Origin of the sequence: Dactylosporangium sp. CS-047395, from assembly GCF_050942185.1 — a bacterium.
GTDB lineage: Bacteria > Actinomycetota > Actinomycetes > Mycobacteriales > Micromonosporaceae > Dactylosporangium.
Genome location: NZ_CP192015.1, coordinates 6,167,882 through 6,187,753, shown reverse-complemented (window position 1 = coordinate 6,187,753; position 19,872 = coordinate 6,167,882). Strand labels below are relative to the sequence as shown.

The following is a 19,872-nucleotide window of genomic DNA, read 5'->3' as shown; positions in this document are numbered from 1 at the left end:
TATCCGTGCAACGCAAAGCGCTCGGCGCCGCGCTGGCGGCGACCGTCGTGGCGGCCGGGGTGGTGGTCGCCCTCAACGCGACCTCCGCCTCGGCGGCGACGGTCGACACCTCAGCGTGGTACACCCTCGTCAACCGCAACTCCGGCAAGGCCCTCGACGTGTGCGGGGTGTCCACAGCGGACGGTGCCTGCATCCAGCAGTACGCGCAGTCGGGCGGGCAGAACCAGCAGTGGCAGTTCGTCGACTCCGGCAGCGGCTGGTACCGGCTCAAGGCCCGGCACTCGGGCAAGGTCCTGGATGTGTACAACCTCTCCACCGCCGACTCCGCCAAGCTCGTGCAGTGGACCGACGGCAACGGCACCAACCAGCAGTTCCGCCTGGCCGACTCGGACAGCGGCTACGTGCGGCTGATCAACCGCAACTCGGGCAAGGCGGTCGAGGTCCAGGGCGCCTCCACCGCCGACGGGGGCGCGGTCGTGCAGTACACCGACTGGGGCGGCACCAACCAGCAGTGGCAGCTCGTCCGCGTGGGCGGCGGCACCACCCCGACCACGCCGGGCAACACCGGCGGGAGCTGCACGCTGCCGTCGTCGTACCGCTGGTCCTCGACCGGCGCCCTCGCCACCCCGCGCTCGGGCTGGGTGTCGCTGAAGGACTTCACCAACGTGGTGTACAACGGCCGGCACCTGGTCTACGCCACCACCCACGACACCGGCTCGACGTGGGGCTCGATGAACTTCGGCCTGTTCACCAACTGGTCGGACATGGCTTCGGCGAGCCAGAACGGGATGAACTTCGGGGCCGTGGCGCCGACGCTGTTCTACTTCGCGCCGAAGAACATCTGGGTGCTGACCTACCAGTGGGGCGGCGCGTCGTTCAACTACCGCACGTCCAGCGACCCGACCAACGCCAACGGCTGGTCCTCGGCGCAGACCCTGTTCACCGGCACCATCTCCGGCTCCGGCACCGGCCCGATCGACCAGACCATCATCGGTGACGGGTCGAACATGTACCTGTTCTTCGCCGGCGACAACGGCAAGATCTACCGCGCGTCGATGCCGATCGGGAACTTCCCCGGCAACTTCGGCTCGTCCTACACCCAGATCATGAGCGACTCGACCAACAACCTGTTCGAGGGTGTCGAGGTCTACAAGGTCCAGGGCCAGAACCAGTACCTGATGCTGGTCGAGGCGATCGGCAGCCAGGGCCGGTACTTCCGCTCGTTCACGTCCTCGAGCCTGAGCGGCTCCTGGTCCCCGCAGGCCGCGTCGGAGTCGAACCCGTTCGCCGGCAAGGCCAACAGCGGCGCGTCGTGGACCAACGACATCAGCCACGGTGACCTGGTCCGCAGCAACCCCGACCAGACCAAGACGATCGACCCGTGCAACCTGCAGCTGCTCTACCAGGGCCGGTCCCCGAGCTCGGGCGGCGACTACGGCCTGCTGCCGTACCGGCCGGGCGTGCTGACCCTGCAACGCTGATCTCCCCGGTGGTCGCAGGTTCCTGAGCCTGCGGCCACCATTTTTCACCGCTCAACACATATGACGTATTACTAATCGATCTTTGGAGAGGCTCGCCATGCCCTCTTTGTCCCGCCGCACGCTGCTGATCGCGGCCGCCGGCGCCGGTGCCGCCACGGTCGCCGGCCTGTCCCGCCCCGGCGCCGCGTTCGCCACCGCCGGCCCGCAGAGCTACACCGCGTCCTGGTCGTCGGTCGACCAGCACCCGCCCGCCCCGGAGTGGTTCCAGGACGCCAAGTTCGGCATCTACTACCACTGGGGCGTCTACAGCGTGCCCGCGTTCGCCAGCGAGTGGTACCCGCGCAACATGTACAACAGCGGCTCGAACGAGAACAACCACCACAAGTCCGTGTACGGCGACCCGTCCGTCTGGCCGTACCACAACTTCATCAACGGGGCGCGGGACAAGGCCGGCAACTTCGTGCAGTTCGCGCCGAAGCTCGCCTCGGCCGGCGGCAACTTCGACCCCGACGCGTGGGCCCAGCTCTTCGCCGACGCCGGCGCCAGGTTCGCCGGGCCGGTGGCCGAGCACCACGACGGCTTCTCGATGTGGAACAGCAGCGTCAACGAGTGGAACTCGGTCGCCAAGGGGCCGCGGCTGGACCTGCTGCGGCTGCACGCCGACGCCATCCGGGCCAAGGGCCTGCGGCTGTACGTCTCGCTGCACCACGCGTACAACTTCACCGGCTACTACCAGTGGGTCCCGCAGCAGTCCGACTCCAGCCTACGCAAGCTCTACGGCCAGCTCGGCTCGGCCGAGCAGCAGCTGTGGTACGACAAGCTGCGCGAGGTGATCGACGGCTACCAGCCCGACATCATCTACCAGGACTTCAACCTGGGCCAGATCACCGAGTCGCAGCGGCTGAACTTCCTGTCGTACTACTACAACCGCGCGGTCGCGTGGAACAAGGACGTGGCCGCCACGTACAAGGACGGCTTCAACAACCGCGGCGAGATCTACGACTTCGAGCGCGGCGGGCCGGCCGGCATCCAGACCCCCTACTGGCAGACCGACGACAGCGTGTCGAGCTCCAGCTGGTGCTACACCGTCGGGATCGGCTACTACTCGGCCACCGCGCTGCTGCACGCCCTGCTGGACCGGGTCAGCAAGAACGGCACCATGGTGCTCAACATCGCCCCGATGGCCGACGGCACCATCCCGTCCGGGCAGCGCAGCATCCTGCTCGCGATCGGCGACCACCTCAAGCGCTTCGGCGAGTCGGTCTACGCGACCCGGGCCTGGAGCGCGTTCGGGGAGGGCCCGACGCAGATGGGCGGCGGCTCGTTCCAGACCCCGCGCACCGGCACCGCCCAGGACATCCGGTTCACCCGCAGCAAGAACAACCAGGTGTTGTACGCCACGGTGCTCGGCTGGCCCGGCAGCACCCTGCACATCACGACCCTGAACGCCAACCGGATCAACCTGAGCTCGCTCAGCGCGGTGGAGCTGCTCGGCTCGACCGCCGGCACCGCGATCAACCTGCCGACCCGCAGCCAGGACGGCTCCGGCCTGCACATCACGATGCCCTCCGCCAACGCCCCGTACAGCGCCGGCGCCTACGTGGTCCGCCTGACGTTCTCCGGCCAGATCCCGACCCTGGGCGCCGGCGGCCTCCCGACCGGCTGGGTCCGCCTCACCAACGCCACCACCGGCCTGGTCCTGGACAGCGGCGGCAGCGTCGGGTCGGGCTCGGTGCTCAAGCAGTGGACCTGGGACGGCAGCAACAACCTGCAGTGGCAGCTGGTCGACCTCGGCACCGGCTACGTGCGCATCGTCAACCGCACCAACGGGATGGTCGCCGACAGCTGGGGCAACACCGCCAACGGGGCGAACGCGATGCAGGCGCCCTGGAACGGCGGCAACAACCAGCAGTGGCGGCTCAACAGCGTCGGCAACGGGCGGTACCAGATCATCAACCGCGGCACCGGGACCGCCCTGGACGGGGCCGGCAACGCCACCGTCGGGTCCACCGTCGTGCTGTGGGCCCCCAACAGCAGCACCAACAACCAGTGGAGCATCGCATGAGGAAGCTCGCCGCCCTGACCGCGGTGCTGCTGGCCGCGGCCGGCGTCGTCGTGGCCGCCGCCGGACCGGCCGCCGCCGCCACCTCCATCACCGTCAACGGCTCCTCCGGCGGCAAGACCTTCGACGGCGTCGGGGCCGTCAGCGGCGGCGGCGGCAACAGCCGGCTGCTGGTCGACTACCCGGAGCCGCAGCGCGGCCAGATCCTCGACTACCTGTTCAAGCCCGGCTACGGCGCCGCGCTGCAGATCCTCAAGGTCGAGATCGGCGGCGACACCAACTCCACCAGCGGCTCCGAGCCGAGCCACGCGCACTTCCGCGGCGACCTGAACTGCGACCGCGGGTACGAATGGTGGATCATGGAGCAGGCCAAGACCCGCAACCCCGGCATCAAGCTGGCCGGCCTGGCCTGGGGCGCGCCCGGCTGGATCGGCAACGGCAACTTCATCTCCACCGACATGATCGACTACCTGATCTCGTGGCTCGGCTGCGCGCGGCAGCACAACCTCACCATCGACTACTTGACCGCCGCCCAGAACGAGAAGCGCACCGACGCCAACTGGACGATCAGCCTGCGCAGCGCGCTCAACGCCAACGGGTACAGCGGCGTCAAGCTCATCTACGGCGACGACTACCCCGGTAGCTGGGGGCCGGCCAACGCGGTCGCGAGCAACGCCACCCTGCGCAACTCGATCGACGTGCTCAGCGCCCACTACGTGTGCGGCTACCTCAGCGCCCAGACCACGTGCACGGTGCCGTCCACGGCCACCAACACCGGCAAGACCCTGTGGAACAGCGAGGGCGGCTCGCAGGACTACAACGACGGCGCCAAGCCGCTCGCCCGCGGCATCAACCGCGGCTACGTCGACGGGCGGATGACCGCCTACCTCAACTGGGACCTGATCGCCGCGGTCACCCCGAACGTCCCGTGGGCCACCGTCGGGCTGGTGCTGGCCAACCAGCCGTGGTCGGGCTGGTACGCCGTGGGCAAGAACACCTGGGCCCTCGCGCACACCACCCAGTTCACCGCGCCGGGCTGGAAGTACCTCGACTCGTCCAGCGGCCTGATCGGCGGCAACCGCAACAACGGCAGCTACGTGAGCCTGAAGTCGACGAACAACAGCGACTACAGCACCGTCATCGAGACGATGGACGCGAGCGCCGCGCAGACGCTCAACTTCACCGTGGCCGGCGGGCTTTCCACCGGTACCGTCCACGTCTGGTCGACCAACCTCAACTCCAGCAACACCGCGGACCACTTCCGCCACGCCGCGGACATCACCCCGTCCGGCGGCGCCTACTCGCTGACCGTCCAGCCCGGCTACCTGTACTCGATCACCACCACCACCGGTCAGGGCAAGGGCACGGCGACCAGCCCGGCCCAGGGCTCGCTGGGGCTGCCCTACACCGACACGTTCGACAGCTACGCCACCGGCAAGCTGCCCAAGTACCTGCAGGACATGCAGGGCGCGTTCGAGACCGCCACGTGCGGTGGCGGGCGCTCCGGGGTGTGCCTGCGCCAGGCCTCGCCGCAGGCCCCGATCACCTGGAAGACCCTCGCCGACCCGAGCACCTACGGCGGCGGCCTGACCTGGTCCAACTACACCGTCTCGGCCGACGCGCTGCTGGAGAAGTCCGGCTACGCGCAGCTCGAGGGCCGCGTCGGCAGCCAGAACCTCGACCCGATCAGCCGGCAGAACGCCTACTACCTGCGGGTCACCGACGGTGGGTCCTGGTCGGTCCTGCGCAACAGCACCGGCGGCACCGTCACCACCCTGCGCAGCGGTACCGTCTCCGCGCTGGGCCTGAACCGCTGGCACAGCCTCGCCCTGGGCTTCTCGGGCAGCACCATCACCGCCTCGATCGACGGCGGCACGGTCGCCACCCTCACCGACGGCTCCTACGGCTCGGGCCAGGTCGGCTTCGGCACCGGCCAGGGCGTGACCGCCCAGTTCGACAACCTCTCCGTGGTGGCCGGCCCCGGCTCCGGCGGCGGCGCGACCGCCCCGCTGCGCAACCTGAACGCCGGCCGCTGCCTCGACGTCCCGTCGCAGTCGCAGACCAACGGCACCCGGCTCGCGCTGTGGGACTGCAACGGCGGCGCCAACCAGCAGTGGACGCTGACGAGCGCCAAACAGCTGCAGGTGTACGGCAGCAAGTGCCTCGACGCCGAGGGCGGCGCGACGGCCAGCGGCACCAGGGCCATCATCTGGGACTGCAACGGCCAGACCAACCAGCAGTGGAACGTCAACGCCGACGGCAGCGTCACCGGCGTGCAGTCCGGGCTGTGCCTGGACGCGAACGGCGCCGGCACGGCCAACGGCACCGCGGTGATCCTGTGGACCTGCAACTCCGGCAGCAACCAGCTGTGGACCAGGAGCTGAGATGTTCAGATCGCGATCGACGCTCGGGGCCGTCTGCGCCGTGGCCGTCGTCGTGCTCGCGGCCGTGGGGGTCGTCCTGCGGGGCGGCCCCGGCGGTGCGACCGACGCGCTCGCGGCCACGACCGCCGGCTGCGGCCGGGCGGCCTCGCTGAGCAGCGGCACGCACACCATCCAGAGCGGCGGCACGGGCCGGACCTACATCCTGCGCGTCCCTGACAACTACGACGGCGACCACCCCTACCGGCTGGTCTTCGGCTTCCACTGGAACGGCGGCACGGCCGGCGACGTGGACGGCGGCGGCACCAGCGGCTACCCGTGGTCCTACTACGGCCTGCGGGCCCTGGCCGGCAACACCACGGTCTTCGTGGCCCCGCAGGGCATCGGCAACGGCTGGGCCAACACCGGCGGCCGGGACCTGACGTTCGTCGACGACATGGTCCGCGAGCTCGAGGGCGGCCTGTGCATCGACACGACCCAGCTGTTCGCGGCCGGGTTCAGCTACGGCGGCGCGATGAGCTACGCGATCGCCTGCGCCCGCGCGACGGTCTTCCGGGCCGTCGCCGTGTACTCCGGCGGGCAGCTCAGCGGCTGCAGCGGCGGCACCCAGCCGATCGCCTACATCGGCCTGCACGGGCTGCGCGACCCGGTGCTCAACATCTCGCAGGGCCGGGCGATGCGCGACACGTTCGTGCGGGCCAACGGCTGCACGGCGCAGAACCCGCCGGAGCCGGCGCAGGGCAGCCTGACCCACGTCGTGACGACCTACTCGGGGTGCCGCTCCGGCTACCCGGTGGCCTGGGCCGCCTTCGACGCCGGGCACACCCCCGGCCCGGTGGACGGCTCGTCCGGCGACTACGAGCCGGGCGAGCGGTCCTGGACCCGGCCGGTGGTCTGGAACTTCTTCACCCAGTTCAGCTCCGGCGGCCCCACCAGCCCGCCGGTGAGCGGATCGCCGTCCACGCCCGGCGGTCAGCAGAGCGGCCCGATCCGGGGGCAGGCCTCCGGCCGGTGCCTCGACGTGCCGAACGCGTCCACCGCCAACGGCACCCAGCTGCAGCTCTACGACTGCAACGGCCGGACCAACCAGCGCTTCACCGCGACGAGCAACAGACAGCTCCAGGTGTACGGCACGAAGTGCCTCGACGCGAGCAACCGCGGGACGAGCAACGGCACCGCGGTCATCATCTGGGACTGCAACGGCCAGACCAACCAGCAGTGGAACGTCAACGCCAACGGCACCATCACCGGCGTGCAGTCCGGGCTCTGCCTCGACGCCAACGGCGCCGGGACCGCCAACGGGACGAAGCTGATCCTCTGGTCCTGCACCGGCGGCGGCAACCAGCAGTGGAACAGGAGCTGAGATGTCCAGACCCCGACTGACGCTGGCGGCCGCCGGGCTGCTGGCCGCCGGTGCGCTCGCCGTGCTCGCGCCGCCGGCGCGGGCCGCCGTCATGACCACCCTGTCGGTGTCGCCGAGCGGATCCGGCACGGCGTGCACCTCGGCCCAGCCCTGCTCGCTCACCCAGGCCCAGGCCAACGTCCGCGCGGCGGCACCCGGCATGACCGGCGACATCGTCGTGCAGCTCGCCGGCGGCACGTACACCCTCGGCGCGCCGCTCACGTTCACCGCCGCCGACTCCGGCGCGAACGGCTACACCGTCTCGTGGCAGGCCGCGTCCGGCGCCAAGCCGGTCCTGTCCGGCAGCCGCCGGATCACCGGCTGGACCGTCGCCGACTCGGGCCAGAACATCTGGAAGGCGAGCGTCGGCACCGGCTTCGACACCCGCCAGCTCTACGTCGACGGGCGGATCGCGACCCGGGCCCGCACCCAGGTGAACCGGGCCGACTTCGCGCTGTCCACCAGCGGGATGAGCTTCAGCAACGGGGCGCTGTCGTACCTCAACAACCTGGCGAACAAGAGCCGGGTCGAGGTCGAGTCGGTCGACTCGTTCACCGACCGCTACGCGCCGGTGCAGTCGATCTCGGGCAACGTGCTGACGATGCAGCAGCCGGCCTGGAACAACAACACGTTCGGCTACGACACGCTCAGCAAGCCGTTCCGGGCCGGGCCGCTGTACCTGGTCAACGCGCGCGAGTTCCTCGACAGCGCGGGGGAGTGGTATCTCGACACGGCCGCCGGGGTGCTCTACTACAAGCCGCTGTCGGGCCAGGACGTGACCGCGGCCGACGTCGAGCTGCCGCGGCTGGAGTCGCTGCTGCGGGTCGGCGGCAGCTACGGCGCACCGGCGCACCACCTGTCCTTCAGCGGCCTGCAGTTCTCCGGCACCAGCTGGCTGCAGCCCAGCACCGGCCAGGGGTACGCCGACCAGCAGACCGGCGCCTACCTCTACGGCAACCTGGGCCGGCCCGGCGACGCGCTGAGCTCCTGCCAGTCCGGCTGCCCGCTGTTCGAGGCGACCCGGCCCGGCTGGCGGCAGATGCCGGCCGCGGTGCAGGTCTCGGCGGCGAACACGATCACCTTCGCCGGCAACCGGTTCACCGACCTCGGCCAGGTCGGCATCGGCATCGGCAACGACGCCAACGCCCACGCCACCGGGGTCGGGCTCGGCGCCTCGAACGTCACGGTCACCGGCAACACGTTCGACACGCTGTCGGCCGGCGCGGTCGTCGCCGGCGGGGTCCAGGCCGACGCGCACCACCCGAGCGACTCGCGCATGACGAACAGCGCCATCACGGTCAGCAACAACGTCATCCACGACGTGGCGGTCGAGTACCGCAGCCACGCCGGGGTGCTGCTGACCTACACGGCGGGCTCCACGATCGCCCACAACGAGGTCTACAACCTGCCGTACACCGGCATCGCGCTGGGCTACGGCTGGGGCTCCAACGACCCCGGCGGCAGCCAGGACTACATCGACCGCGGGCTGTACAACTACCAGCCGCGGTACACCACCGCCACCGTCGCGGCGAACAACCGCGTCACCGCCAACTACGTGCACGACGTCGTGCAGCAGATGACCGACGGCGGCGCGTTCTACCACCTCTCCGCCAGCCCCGGCACCACCGTGGACCAGAACTACTTCCGCAACACCAACGGCTGGCTCGGCATGTACTTCGACGAGGGCTCCCGCTACGTCTCCGCCTCGAACAACGTGCTGGAGAACGTGGGCACCTGGGCGTACACCCAGGCGTGGGCCAACAACAACACCGGCAACACGACGCTGACGAACAACTGGACGACCAGCACCGCCACGAACGTCACGACCGGTTCGCGGGGCAACACCAACAGCGGCACGGTCGTGGTGAGCAACGGCAACTGGCCCAGCGGCGCCCGCGCCGTGATGGCCGCGGCCGGGGTCTCCGGCGGCAACACCGGCGGCGGCACGTTCGCGCTGCGCGGCCAGGCCGCGAACCGCTGCCTGGACATCACCGGGGCGTCCACGGCCAACGGCGCCCTGGCCGAGATCTGGGACTGCAACGGCGGGTCCAACCAGCAGTTCACCGCGACCTCGGCGGGGGAGCTGCGGGTGTACAACGGGGCCAAGTGTCTCGACGTGACCGGCCGCGGCACGGCCAACGGCACCGCGGTGGCCATCTGGGACTGCAACGGCCAGACCAACCAGCAGTTCCGGCTCAACAGCGACGGCAGCATCACCGCGGTCGGGGCGGGCAAGTGCCTCGACGTCAGCGGCGCCGGCACCGCCAACGGCACCAAGGTGCAGATCTGGGACTGCCTCGGCGCCGCGAACCAGCGGTGGTCGCGGGCCTGACCCCGCCGCCGTACCCACCCGGCCGGCCGCCTGGGCGACCCCGGCGGCCGGCCGGTCATAACGCTTTTGCCGTGGCCGCTCCCGTACACTGCGCGGTGTGATCGAGAGGCGTCCCTCGGCCGCGCGCGTGCGCTGGCGCGGTGAGCTGTCGGTGGCCCAGATCGCGCAGCTCGCGGGCGTCTCCCAGCCCACCGTCTCCAAGGTGCTCAACGGCCGGGCCGGGGTCGGCGACGACACCCGCCGGCGGGTCGAGTCGCTGCTGCGCGAGCACGGCTACCGCCGCCCGCCCGGCCCGCCCGGGACGACGGGCGTTGAGGTGCTGCTGTCCGGGATGCTCAGCTACATCGCCCTGGAGGTGGTGCGCGGGATCGAGGACGTGGCCGCCACCCGGGACCTGACCGTGAGCCTCACCGACATCCGCCGCCGCACGGCGGCCGGGCAGTCGTGGCTCGAGCCGCTGCTGCTGCGCCGGCCGGTCGGGGTCGTCGCCGGCTTCGCCGGGTTCACCGCCGAGCACCTCGACCTGCTCGACGCCAACGACATCCCGGTGGTGACCCTCGACCCGATCGGTGACGTGCACCCGGTGCCGTCGGTCGGGTCGAACAACTGGAGCGGCGCGCTGGCCGCCACCCGGCACCTGCTCGGCCTGGGCCACCGCCGCATCGGCGTGATCACCGGGCCGGTCAAGGACCTGTCCGCGCGGGCCCGGCTCGACGGCTTCCGGGCCGGGCTCGACGCCGCCGACGTGCCCTTCGACGAGACCCTGCGCCGCAGCGGCGTCTTCACCTTCGAGGACGGCCGGGACCTCGGCCTGGAGCTGCTGCGCCGGCCCGACCCGCCGACCGCCGTGGTGTGCGGCGACGACCTGCAGGCCCTCGGCGTGTACGAGGCGGCCCGGCTGTGCGGACTGCGCATCCCGGACGAGCTCAGCGTGGTCGGCTTCGACGACATCGAGCAGTGCGCGTGGGCCGGGCCGCCGCTGACCACGGTGCACCAGCCGTTCGCCGAGATGGGTGCGGCGGCCGCCCGGCTGCTGCTCGCTCTGGCCGCCGGGGAGCGGCCCGCGCAGAGCCGGGTCGAGCTCGGCGCCGCGCTGGTGGTGCGCGGCAGCACCGCCCCGCCCGCCGTTCGCTGAAAGTTTCAGCTCCGCCCGACCCCTGCGCCCGCGGCCGGAACCGCACGCATTGACGCCTGTCGTGTGAGCGATAACATTCGCGAAAGTCATTCGCTGCCCCGTCGCGCACCGCGCTGCGCGCGGAAAGGACGCACCCCCATGACCGGAACCATCCGACGCGCCCGTGTGCGCCTCGCCGTCTCGCTCGCCGCGGTCGGCGCCGTGGCCCTGGGCGCCGCCGTCGCCCTCGCCTCCGGCGCCGAGGCCGGCACCACGCTCGGCGCCTCGGCCGCGGAGAAGGGACGGTACTTCGGCACCGCCGTCGCCGCGGGGAAGTTGAGCAACAGCCAGTACACCGGAATCCTGGACCGCGAATTCAACATGATCACACCCGAGAACGAGATGAAGTGGGACGCGACCGAGCCCTCCCAGGGCCAGTTCCGCTACACCTCCGCGGACCAGATCGTCGCCCACGCACAGGCCCACGGGCAGCGGATGCGCGGCCACGCCCTGCTGTGGTACCAGCAGGAGCCCGGCTGGGCCCAGAACATGTCCGGCTCGGCGCTGCGCAGCGCGATGATGAACCACGTCAGCACGGTCGCCGCGCACTACAAGGGCAAGATCTACGCCTGGGACGTGGTGAACGAGGCGTTCGCCGACGGCGGCAGCGGCGCCCGCCGCGACTCCAACCTGCAGCGCACCGGCAACGACTGGATCGAGGCGGCGTTCCGGGCCGCGCGCTCCGCCGACCCGGGCGCCAAGCTCTGCTACAACGACTACAACACCGACGGGATCAACGCCAAGAGCACCGGTGTGTACAACATGGTGCGCGACTTCAAGTCCCGCGGCGTCCCGATCGACTGCGTCGGCTTCCAGTCCCACCTCGGCGGCCTGCCGCCCTCGGACTACCAGGCCAACCTGCAGCGCTTCGCCGACCTCGGGGTCGAGGTGCAGATCACCGAGCTGGACATCTCCGGCTCGAACCAGGCCACCGCGTACGCCAACGTCGTCAAGGCCTGCCTGAACGTGTCGCGCTGCGCGGGCATCACGACGTGGGGCATCCGCGACAGCGACTCCTGGCGCAGCGGCGAGAACCCGCTGCTGTTCGACGGCAACGGCAACAAGAAGGCCGCGTACACCTCGACCCTGAACGCCCTCAACGGCCCGGGCAGCACCGTGTCCACCCCGCCGGTCAGCACGCCACCGGTCAGCACCTCGCCGTCCTCGACGCCCGGTGGGAACACGGGCGGCGGCTGCACCGCCACCGTGTCGGTCAACCAGTGGAACGGCGGCTTCGTCGCCACCGTGCGCGTCACCGCCGGCGGCAGCGCGATCAGCGGCTGGACCGTGAACCTCACGGTGCCCTCCGGCGCGACCATCACCGGTATCTGGAATGCCAATCGCAGCGGCGACAGCGGTGCCGTCCGCTTCACCAACGTCTCCTACAACGGGCAGGTCGGCGCCGGGCAGTACACCGAGTTCGGCTTCCAGGCCACCGGCGACGGCTCGGGCCTGAGCCCGTCCTGCTCGGCCGGCTGACCCGCCACCCCGACGGTTGCCCGGCCGGCTGATGGCGGCGGCGCGGGCGGCCCGATTGCCGTGGCCGTGCGGTTGGCAGACCGCACGGCCACGGGCCTATTTTCCGAGGAGGTGCACGACATGCGTACCCGAACCTGGCTCCCGGCGCTGCTCGCCGGGGTCGCCGCGCTCACCGTGGCCGCGGCCGGCCTGCACCCGGCCGCCGCGGCCGGCGCCACCCAGCGCGGGCCGGACCCGTCACTGTCCTATGTGGCCGGCAACCGGGGCGGCTTCGCCACGGCCCAGCTGACCGTGCCGCCCGGCAACGGCTTCAACGGCGGCTTCATCTACTACCCGACGGACACCAGCCTCGGCACCTGGGGCGCGGTGGCGATCGTGCCCGGCTACACCGCCAAGTTCGCCAACGAGGAGGCCTGGATGGGGCCGTGGCTGGCCTCGTTCGGGTTCGTCGTGATCGGCGTCGAGACCAACAGCACCACCGACTACGACACGGCCCGCGGCACCCAGCTGCTCGCCGCGCTGGACTACCTCACCCAGCAGAGCCCGGTCCGCGACCGCGTCGACCCGAACCGGCTCGGCGTGATCGGCCACTCGATGGGCGGCGGCGGCGCGATCAGCGCGGCCGAGCGGCGGCCCGCACTCAAGGCCGCCATCCCGCTCGCGCCGTTCTCCCCGTCGCAGAACCTCGCCACGGACCGGGTCCCGACGATGGTCATCGCCGGGCAGAACGACACCGTGGTCACCCCGTCCTATGTGGACAACCTGTACGGCACGATGCCCGCCGCGACGCAGAGCGCGCTCGTGCAGATCGCCGGGGCCGACCACCTGTACTTCACCCACACCAACGCGCACGAGATGCGGCTCATCATCCCGTGGCTGAAGCTCTTCCTCGACAGCGATACGCGCTACGGCCAGTTCCTGTGCCCGGCGCTCGCGGATTCGACGGGGATCTCGGGGTACCGGAGCCGATGCCCTTATGGTCCTTCCAGCAGTCCGTCAGCCTCACCCTCGGCGTCCTCTCCCGCCCCGAGTTCGCCCGCCCCGAGTTCACCCGCGCCGAGTTCGCCGGGCACCGGTGGTGGCTGCACGGCGGCCTATCGGTCGGTCGGCTCGTGGCCGGGCGGGTTCCAGGGCGAGGTGACGGTGACCGCCGGAAGCCGCGCGGTGACGGGCTGGACGGTGCGGTGGACGCTCACCGGCGGCCAGAGCATCACCCAGGTCTGGAACGGCACGGTCACCACCAGCGGCTCGAGCGTGTCGGTCAGCAACGCCACCTACAACGCGACACTGCCCGCGGGCGGGTCGACGACCTTCGGCTTCCTCGCCGGCGGGAACGCCTCCACGCCGGTGCTGTCCTGCACGGCGGGCGGCGCCCCGTCCACCTGATCCGAACCTGGGCCGTCGCCGCCCGAGCCGGCGGCGGCCCGGGTCCAGTTCGCCGTCACGCGAAGGTCCTTGATCAACGAGTCGAAGGTGGGGGAGTCGGCGAACGGCTTCCGCTCCGCGATCTTCCGCCAGCCCCAGGCGAGATAGTGGGCGCGGGCCGGGTTCTCCGGCCGGACGAACAGGTTCGCCACCGGCTCACGGCGACCGGCGAGCAGGGCGTCGAGGATCGTCCGCCCGTACCCGCGATTTTGGTGGCCGGGGTGCACGGCGAACTCGTTGAAGATGAAGACCGGCTGCGGACCGGCCGGGATCGCCAGATCGGGCAGGGCGGCGCGGATCTCGGACCAGATCTCCGCCGCGCGTTCCGCCGAGCGGGTGCAGCCGAAGCCATAGCCGATCAGCCGGCCGGCGATGCTCCCACTGACCAGCACGAAGCCAGGCGCCTGCGCGTACATGTCGACCAGGCGTTGCCAGAACCGATCAGGGTGGGAGAACGGGTCCACCGCGATGCGGTCCGCGTGCGAGGCTACGTAAACCGGCTCGATGCCGGCTCGCATGCCGAGGGCCGCGGCCGCGTCGTGGCGCCGCAGGATGAGTTCGTGATGGTCCATGGACGCGAGCGACCTTCCTCAGCCGATGCCGGACGCCGTCGCGGTGGTCAGGCTGTGCGCGAGCTCGGAGTAGGCGGGCTGGCGGCGTTGCTCATGCGGCACCGCATGCAGGACGGTACAGGCACCGTCGAGCACCGGCCGAACATGGTGGGCGTGCGGAAGGTCCGCCAGGACAGTCCGGGCGTAGCACAGCCCCTGCGTGGTGTCGCCGGCTCTGACCATGCACAGCGCCCGGTGCAGCTTGATCTGCGCGGGAGCCCGCACATGCCCGGGCAGATAGTGCTCGAGCGCCTGCTCCTGCGCCTTGCTCGCCTCCTGCAGCGCTCCGGAATGGGCATGGACGTAACTCGCCGTGAACCAGAGTTTGGTCACCGGCCACTTCAGGTCGGACTCGCTGCCACGAACCGTCGTCATCTCGCCCGGCAGGCTGGCGTAGGTCCGCTCGAGCTGCCGAAGTGCGGTGCGGGCGTCGTGCGTCCGGCCCGCCAGCGCGAGCGCCTGGGCCTTGCCGCTCAGCAACGACGGCAGCATCGCCGCCGTCGCGCCGGCGGCACGTGCCTCAGCCTGGTCGACAAGAGGCAGCACCGCATCGACGTCACGCCCGTCGTACAGCGCTCGGATGATCTCCTGGCCACGGACCCACAGGATCGTCGCCAGGTCGCCGGACTCATCAGCTACGTTGTTGGCGGTCCGCCACCACCGTCGTGCCTCGTGAAGGTCGCCGACGTTGGAGGTCGTCTTCGCGGCGAACGCCGCCAGGACGGCCCCGATGCGACTGAGTTCCCTGCGCTGCGCGTCGCTGCCTGCGAGTGCCATGGCCAGCTGGAGGCTGACGATGTCGGCGGTGAGACGCCGCAACAGCTCCGGTGACGGCGTCGTCAGGTAGTCGGACCCATGGTCGAGGACGATCTGCTGCCACTCGTCGACATCGGCGGCGTGGCCGCGGTCGGTGGACGCCGACAGCAGCCCGTGCCGTGCGGTCTCGGCGCTGAGGAGGGACCCCAGCGGGCCGACGGCCGCGGAAGCGGCTCCGAGCACCGGTTCGCCGCCCGGGCCGGCGCCGGCGACGACGGCCATCGCCTGGCGGCCGTCCGGGTCGGCGGCGCGGACCGCGTTGAGCAGACGGACCCGGTCGGCCGCGGCGACGGTGAGGACCCGCTCGCCGCCGACCTCGACCGCGGCGCGCTCGTGCCGGGCGTGGCCGACCTCGGCCCAGCTCTGGGCGGCGAGCACGAGCAGGCAGCCGGCCGCGGTGAGCAGGGGCAGCATCCGGTACGCGGCGGCGCGCCGGGCCAGCAGCAGGGCCCCGAAGGCGGCCGTGACCCGGCCGTTGACCAGCGCCGACCGGCCCACCGCGGTCGCCGTGGGCACCAGCAAGCGGCCGGCCAGGATCGCCGCCGAGGCGGCCAGCAGGCCCGGGGCGAGCAGCTGCACGCCGATCGGGCTACCGCTGACGAGGCTCTGGTAGACGGCGGCCCCGGCGACGGCCAGCACACAGGCCTCGACGACGGCGGTGCCGAGCTTCGGCGGTCGCGGGGCGGCGGTGTGCAGGAGCCGTTCGACACTCAGCCCGGCGATGCGCCAGTCGGCCAGGACCGCGCCGGCCAGGGCGGCGGCCAGCACCCCGCCGGCGATCGGCAACCGGCCCGGCCCGTCGGCGAGGACCCCGACGGCCGCGCCGGCGAGCGTTCCAGCGGCCAGCGGTACCGCGGTCTGCCCACCGGTCGCCGCCAGCAGCCGCCACCGCCGGGCGCCGCGCAGGGCGAGCTGTGCGGCGTCGAAGCGGCGCTCCTCGGCGGCGTAGCGGGCGGCGACCGCCATCGCGAGCCAGCCCAGGACGGCCAGCTGGGCCGCGGCGAGGAACACGCCGCGGCGCACCACCAGCCGGTCGGCCGTGATCCGGTCCGCGAGGGCCCCGCCGGCCGCGTCGACCTGCAGCGGTACGCGACGCATCCGCTCGATCGCGGCGGTGAGCTCGCCGCCGCGGCTGAACACCGGCGGGCTGAGCATCGCGTCGTAGGTCGCCCGCACGGAGGCACCGGCGGCGGCCACCGTGTCGAAGGTGGTCCAGGCGGCGTCGGCGGCGGTCGTCCAGTACCACGACAGGGGATCGGCCGGGCGGTAGAGCCCGACGAGCCGCAGCTGCTGCCGGGGCGCGGCCGGTCCGGCGCTCGCCTCGAGCCGGTCGCCGACGCGCACCCCGAGCCGCTCGGCGCTCTGCGCGCTGAGGAGCACCTCGCCGGTCCCTTGTGGACAGTGCCCGTCGACGACGGCGTTGGCGCACAGCCCCTCGCGGTACCGCAGCGGCAGGGCGATGCCACGCTCACCGGCGCTGACCGTGGCGGCCAGTTCGGCGCCGACCGCCGCCCCGGTGACCGGCAGGGCCAGGGCGCGGCGGGCGGACGCCGCGAACGTCTGCACGACCGTCTCGCCGGCCAGGTCGACCGCGACGGTGCCGCTCGCCGAGACCGTCCGCTCGGCCTGCGGTGCGGCCGCGATGCGGGCGGTCGCGGCGGTGCCGGCCGCCCGTTGCGCGTACCAGGGAGCCAGGCTCAATCCGGTGCTGACGAGCACGGCGAGCAGGAACATCGCGACGGCCACCACGCGGCGGGCGAGCATCGCCCGCCAGATCAGCGCGATCATGCGCCGGCCCGATTCACCGGATCAGTGTAGGAGCGACGGCCGGCCGCCGGAATTGGGTTGCCGGCCGGCCCGGGGCCAGCTTGAATCGCGCCCGTGACAGCTGTCGGCGCGCTCGCCCGCCCGGACCGGTACCCGCGCTCGTCCCGCTACGACCCGGTCTGGCTGCTGGACCTGGACATGGGGCCGAACCCGTTGTGGATGCTGGAGGACCTGGCGAACGATCTCGACCTGCGCCCGGGGATGCAGGTGCTGGACCTGGGCTCCGGGAAGGGAGCGACGTCGGTGTTCCTGGCCCGGGAGTACGGCGTGCAGGTCGTGGCGGCCGACTGGTGGATCGCCCCGGACGAGGCCGCGCGGGTGTTCGCCGACGCCGGCGTCTCCGCCCAGGTGACCGCCGTGCGGGCCGAGGCGCACAACCTGCCGTTCGCGAAGGGCGGCTTCGACGCCATCGTCAGCATCGACGCGTTCGAGTACTTCGGCACCTCCGACTGGTACCTGCCGTACCTCGTGGGGTTCCTCAAGCCCGGCGGCCAGCTCGGCATGGCGACGCCGGGCATGACCCGGGAGATCCGCGAGCTCGGCGGGGTCCCGGCGCACCTCAAGGAACTGTTCGGCTGGGAGCCGATCGCCTGGCACACGCCCGAGTGGTGGCGCTTCCAGTGGGAGGTCACCGAACTTGTGACGGTCACATCGGCCCGGCTGCAGGAGGACGGCTGGCGGGACTGGCTGCTGTGGACCCGGGCGCTGGCCGAGCACGCCGGCGACGCGACCGGCCGGGAGCCCGACCGGCAGGCGGTCATCGACCTGCTGACCGCCGACGCGGGCGAGCTCCTCGGCCTCACCCTGGTGACCGCGAAGAAGCGCTGACGCTAACCACCGAGCGTCACGTACAAAATCCGCTCGTTGCTGTTGTTCGGGATGCTGTCCTTGTCCCCGGCGTTGGAGGTGGTGAGCCACAGCCCGCCGCCCGGGGCCGGCTCGATCGTGCGCAGCCTGCCGTACGTGCCGACGAAGTACTGCTGCCGGCCGGTCAGGCTGCCGTCGCTGCCGATCGCCGCGCGGTACATGCGGGTGCCGCGCTCGCAGGCGATGTAGAGCGCGCCGCGGACGGCGGCGATGCCGCTGCACGAACCCTGGGCGACGGGGTAGGTCGCCTTCGGGGCGATGAACCCGGCGCCGGTACAGCTTCCGGTGGTGCCCTCGCAGGCCGGCCAGCCGTAGTTGCCGCCGCGCACGATGAGGTTGGTCTCGTCCATGACGCTGTTGCCGAACTCCTGCTCCCACAGCCGGCCCTGGGCGTCGAAGGCGAGGCCCTGCGGATTGCGGTGGCCGTAGCTCCACACCGCGTTGCCGAACGGGTTGTCGGACGGGATCGAGCCGTCCGGGTTGATCCGCAGCACCTTGCCGTTGAGGCCGCCGGTCTTCTGGGCGTTGTCGCCGTTCTGCGCGTCGCCGGTGCTCGCGTACAGCTTGCCGTCCGGCCCGAAGCGCAGCCGCCCGCCGTTGTGGTACTTGTTGCGCAGGATTCCGCTCAGCAGGACCTGCTCGGTGGCGGTCACCAGCCGGTCGTTGTCGACCTTGATCCGCACGATGCGGTTGTCCGTGGCGGTCGTGTGGAAGATGTACAGCCAATGGTCCGAGGCGAACGTCGGCGCGATCTCGACGCCGAGCACGCCGCCCTCGCCGTCGGTGCCGGCCACATCGGGCACGGCGCCGAGCGAGGTCTTGGTGCCGGTGGCCGGGTCGAGGTGGACGATGTCGAACAGATCCCGGCGGGTGTACAGCACCGTGCCGTCGGGCAGCGTGAGCAGGCCCCACGGCAGGTCGAGCTCGGTGGTGACGGTGGTGACGCCGCACACCGGGTCGGTGCAGCCGGCGCCGGTGGTGACGGTGACGCTGCTGCTCGGCGCGGACGCGTTGCCCTGCGCGTCGCGGGCGAGCACGGCGTAGGAGTAGGTGGTGCCGGCGCCCAGGCCGCTGTCGGTGAAGGACACGGCGCCCTTGACCGTGGCGACCTTCGCGCCGTCGCGCAGCACGTCGTAGGAGGCGACCCCGACGTTGTCGGTCGAGGCGGTCCAGCCGAGGGTGACGGTCGTGCCGGCCGCCGACGCGGTCAGGCCGGTCGGGGTGGTGGGCGGCTGGGTGTCGGCCTGGCACTGCGGCGGCGTGATCGTCACCGTGGCGCTGGCCTGGGAGACGTTGCCGGCGGCGTCGCGGGCGTTGACGTACAGGCCCCACGTCACCCCGGGTGAGACGGTGAGGCCCGTGGCGAGGGTCGTGCCGCTGACCGAGGTCATCAGCTGCCCGTCGTGGTAGACGTCGTAGAAGGCCACCCCGACGTCGTCGGTGGCGGCGGACCAGGCGAAGGTGACCGAGTTGCAGGTCAGGTTGCTGACCCGCGGGTTGGACGGGGAGGTCGGCGGCCGGCTGTCGGTGCTGCCGACGCTCCACTGCTGACTGGCGCGGCCGGCGCAGGTCTGCAGGTTCGCCGGGGTGCCGCTGGTGCTCGCGCCGCCGCGGGTGTCCAGGCACAGGCCGGACTCGACGCCGACGATGGTGGTACCGCTGATCCGCCACCGCTGGTTCGCCCCGCCGTGGCAGGTGTAGAGCTGCACCTGCGTGCCGGACTGCGTGCCGTGGCCGACCGCGTCGAGGCAGCGGGCGCCGTCGAACAGGCGCAGCTCCCCGGCCGCGGTCGCCTGCCACGCCTGGTTCGCCGCGCCGGTGCAGTCGCGGAGCTGCACCTGGGCACCGGAGGTGGCGGTGCTGCCCGCGACGCCGAGACAGCGGTGCGACGTGACCCCGGTGATCGGGACCCCAGTGGCCGCGGCCGCGCTCGGGGCGCCGGCCACCACTGCGCAGGCGGCCGCGATCAGGAGCGTGGCCGCGACCGCGCGCCAGCGTTGTGCCATGAGGATTCC

At 71.8% G+C, this 19,872-nt stretch carries 12 protein-coding genes; 9 read left to right on the top strand and 3 right to left on the bottom strand.

The genetic code is table 11. The features are described 5' to 3' along the window. Positions 1–5: 5 nt before the first annotated feature. The 8 genes from ACQP00_RS29005 to ACQP00_RS28970 all read left to right on the top strand — a co-directional run bounded on the left by ACQP00_RS29005 (position 6) and on the right by ACQP00_RS28970 (position 13,697). A complete protein-coding gene (locus tag ACQP00_RS29005) occupies positions 6–1,481 on the top strand; it encodes a non-reducing end alpha-L-arabinofuranosidase family hydrolase (protein ID WP_433200570.1) in 1,476 nt (491 codons plus the stop codon). A gap of 97 nt (positions 1,482–1,578) precedes the next feature. Next, positions 1,579–3,546, top strand: coding sequence for an alpha-L-fucosidase (locus tag ACQP00_RS29000; protein WP_433200567.1), 1,968 nt, complete (start codon positions 1,579–1,581; stop codon positions 3,544–3,546). Further along, complete coding sequence (locus ACQP00_RS28995) at positions 3,543–5,927, top strand: ricin-type beta-trefoil lectin domain protein (RefSeq protein ID WP_433200564.1); 2,385 nt, start codon at positions 3,543–3,545, stop codon at positions 5,925–5,927. The genes ACQP00_RS29000 and ACQP00_RS28995 overlap by 4 nt, the downstream gene beginning before the upstream one ends. Position 5,928: 1 nt before the next feature. Beyond that, on the top strand, positions 5,929–7,287 hold the full coding sequence (locus tag ACQP00_RS28990; RefSeq protein WP_433200561.1) for a lectin: 1,359 nt from the start codon (positions 5,929–5,931) through the stop codon (positions 7,285–7,287). Between the two features lies 1 nt (position 7,288). Further along, the gene (locus tag ACQP00_RS28985) at positions 7,289–9,658 is read left to right on the top strand and encodes an RICIN domain-containing protein (protein ID WP_433200558.1); all 2,370 of its coding nucleotides are present in this window, start codon (positions 7,289–7,291) and stop codon (positions 9,656–9,658) included. A gap of 97 nt (positions 9,659–9,755) precedes the next feature. Further along, a complete protein-coding gene (locus ACQP00_RS28980; protein WP_433200555.1) occupies positions 9,756–10,793 on the top strand; it encodes a LacI family DNA-binding transcriptional regulator in 1,038 nt (345 codons plus the stop codon). 138 nt (positions 10,794–10,931) lie between these two features. Then, positions 10,932–12,311, top strand: coding sequence for an endo-1,4-beta-xylanase (locus ACQP00_RS28975; protein WP_433200552.1), 1,380 nt, complete (start codon positions 10,932–10,934; stop codon positions 12,309–12,311). A 120-nt stretch (positions 12,312–12,431) separates the two neighbouring features. Next, a complete protein-coding gene (locus tag ACQP00_RS28970) occupies positions 12,432–13,697 on the top strand; it encodes a cellulose binding domain-containing protein (RefSeq protein WP_433200549.1) in 1,266 nt (421 codons plus the stop codon). Here ACQP00_RS28970 and ACQP00_RS28965 read toward each other — a convergent pair. Together ACQP00_RS28965 and ACQP00_RS28960 are read right to left on the bottom strand one after the other, a co-directional pair. Then, the gene (locus ACQP00_RS28965) at positions 13,586–14,308 is read right to left on the bottom strand and encodes a GNAT family N-acetyltransferase (protein ID WP_433200546.1); all 723 of its coding nucleotides are present in this window, start codon (positions 14,306–14,308) and stop codon (positions 13,586–13,588) included. The genes ACQP00_RS28970 and ACQP00_RS28965 overlap by 112 nt on opposite strands. A gap of 18 nt (positions 14,309–14,326) precedes the next feature. Beyond that, positions 14,327–16,951: a hypothetical protein gene (locus tag ACQP00_RS28960; protein ID WP_433200543.1), complete on the bottom strand. Its 2,625-nt coding sequence runs from the start codon at positions 16,949–16,951 to the stop codon at positions 14,327–14,329. Between the two features lie 93 nt (positions 16,952–17,044). On the opposite strand from ACQP00_RS28960, the gene ACQP00_RS28955 reads away from it, so the two are divergent. Continuing rightward, positions 17,045–17,818 carry an SAM-dependent methyltransferase gene (locus ACQP00_RS28955; RefSeq protein WP_433200540.1) on the top strand — a complete coding sequence of 258 codons (774 nt, stop codon included), beginning with the start codon at positions 17,045–17,047 and terminating at the stop codon, positions 17,816–17,818. A 2-nt stretch (positions 17,819–17,820) separates the two neighbouring features. Here the strand turns inward: ACQP00_RS28955 and ACQP00_RS28950 are convergent, their stop codons facing one another. Beyond that, complete coding sequence (locus tag ACQP00_RS28950; RefSeq protein WP_433200537.1) at positions 17,821–19,863, bottom strand: PQQ-dependent sugar dehydrogenase; 2,043 nt, start codon at positions 19,861–19,863, stop codon at positions 17,821–17,823. Between the last annotated feature and the right edge of the window lie 9 nt (positions 19,864–19,872).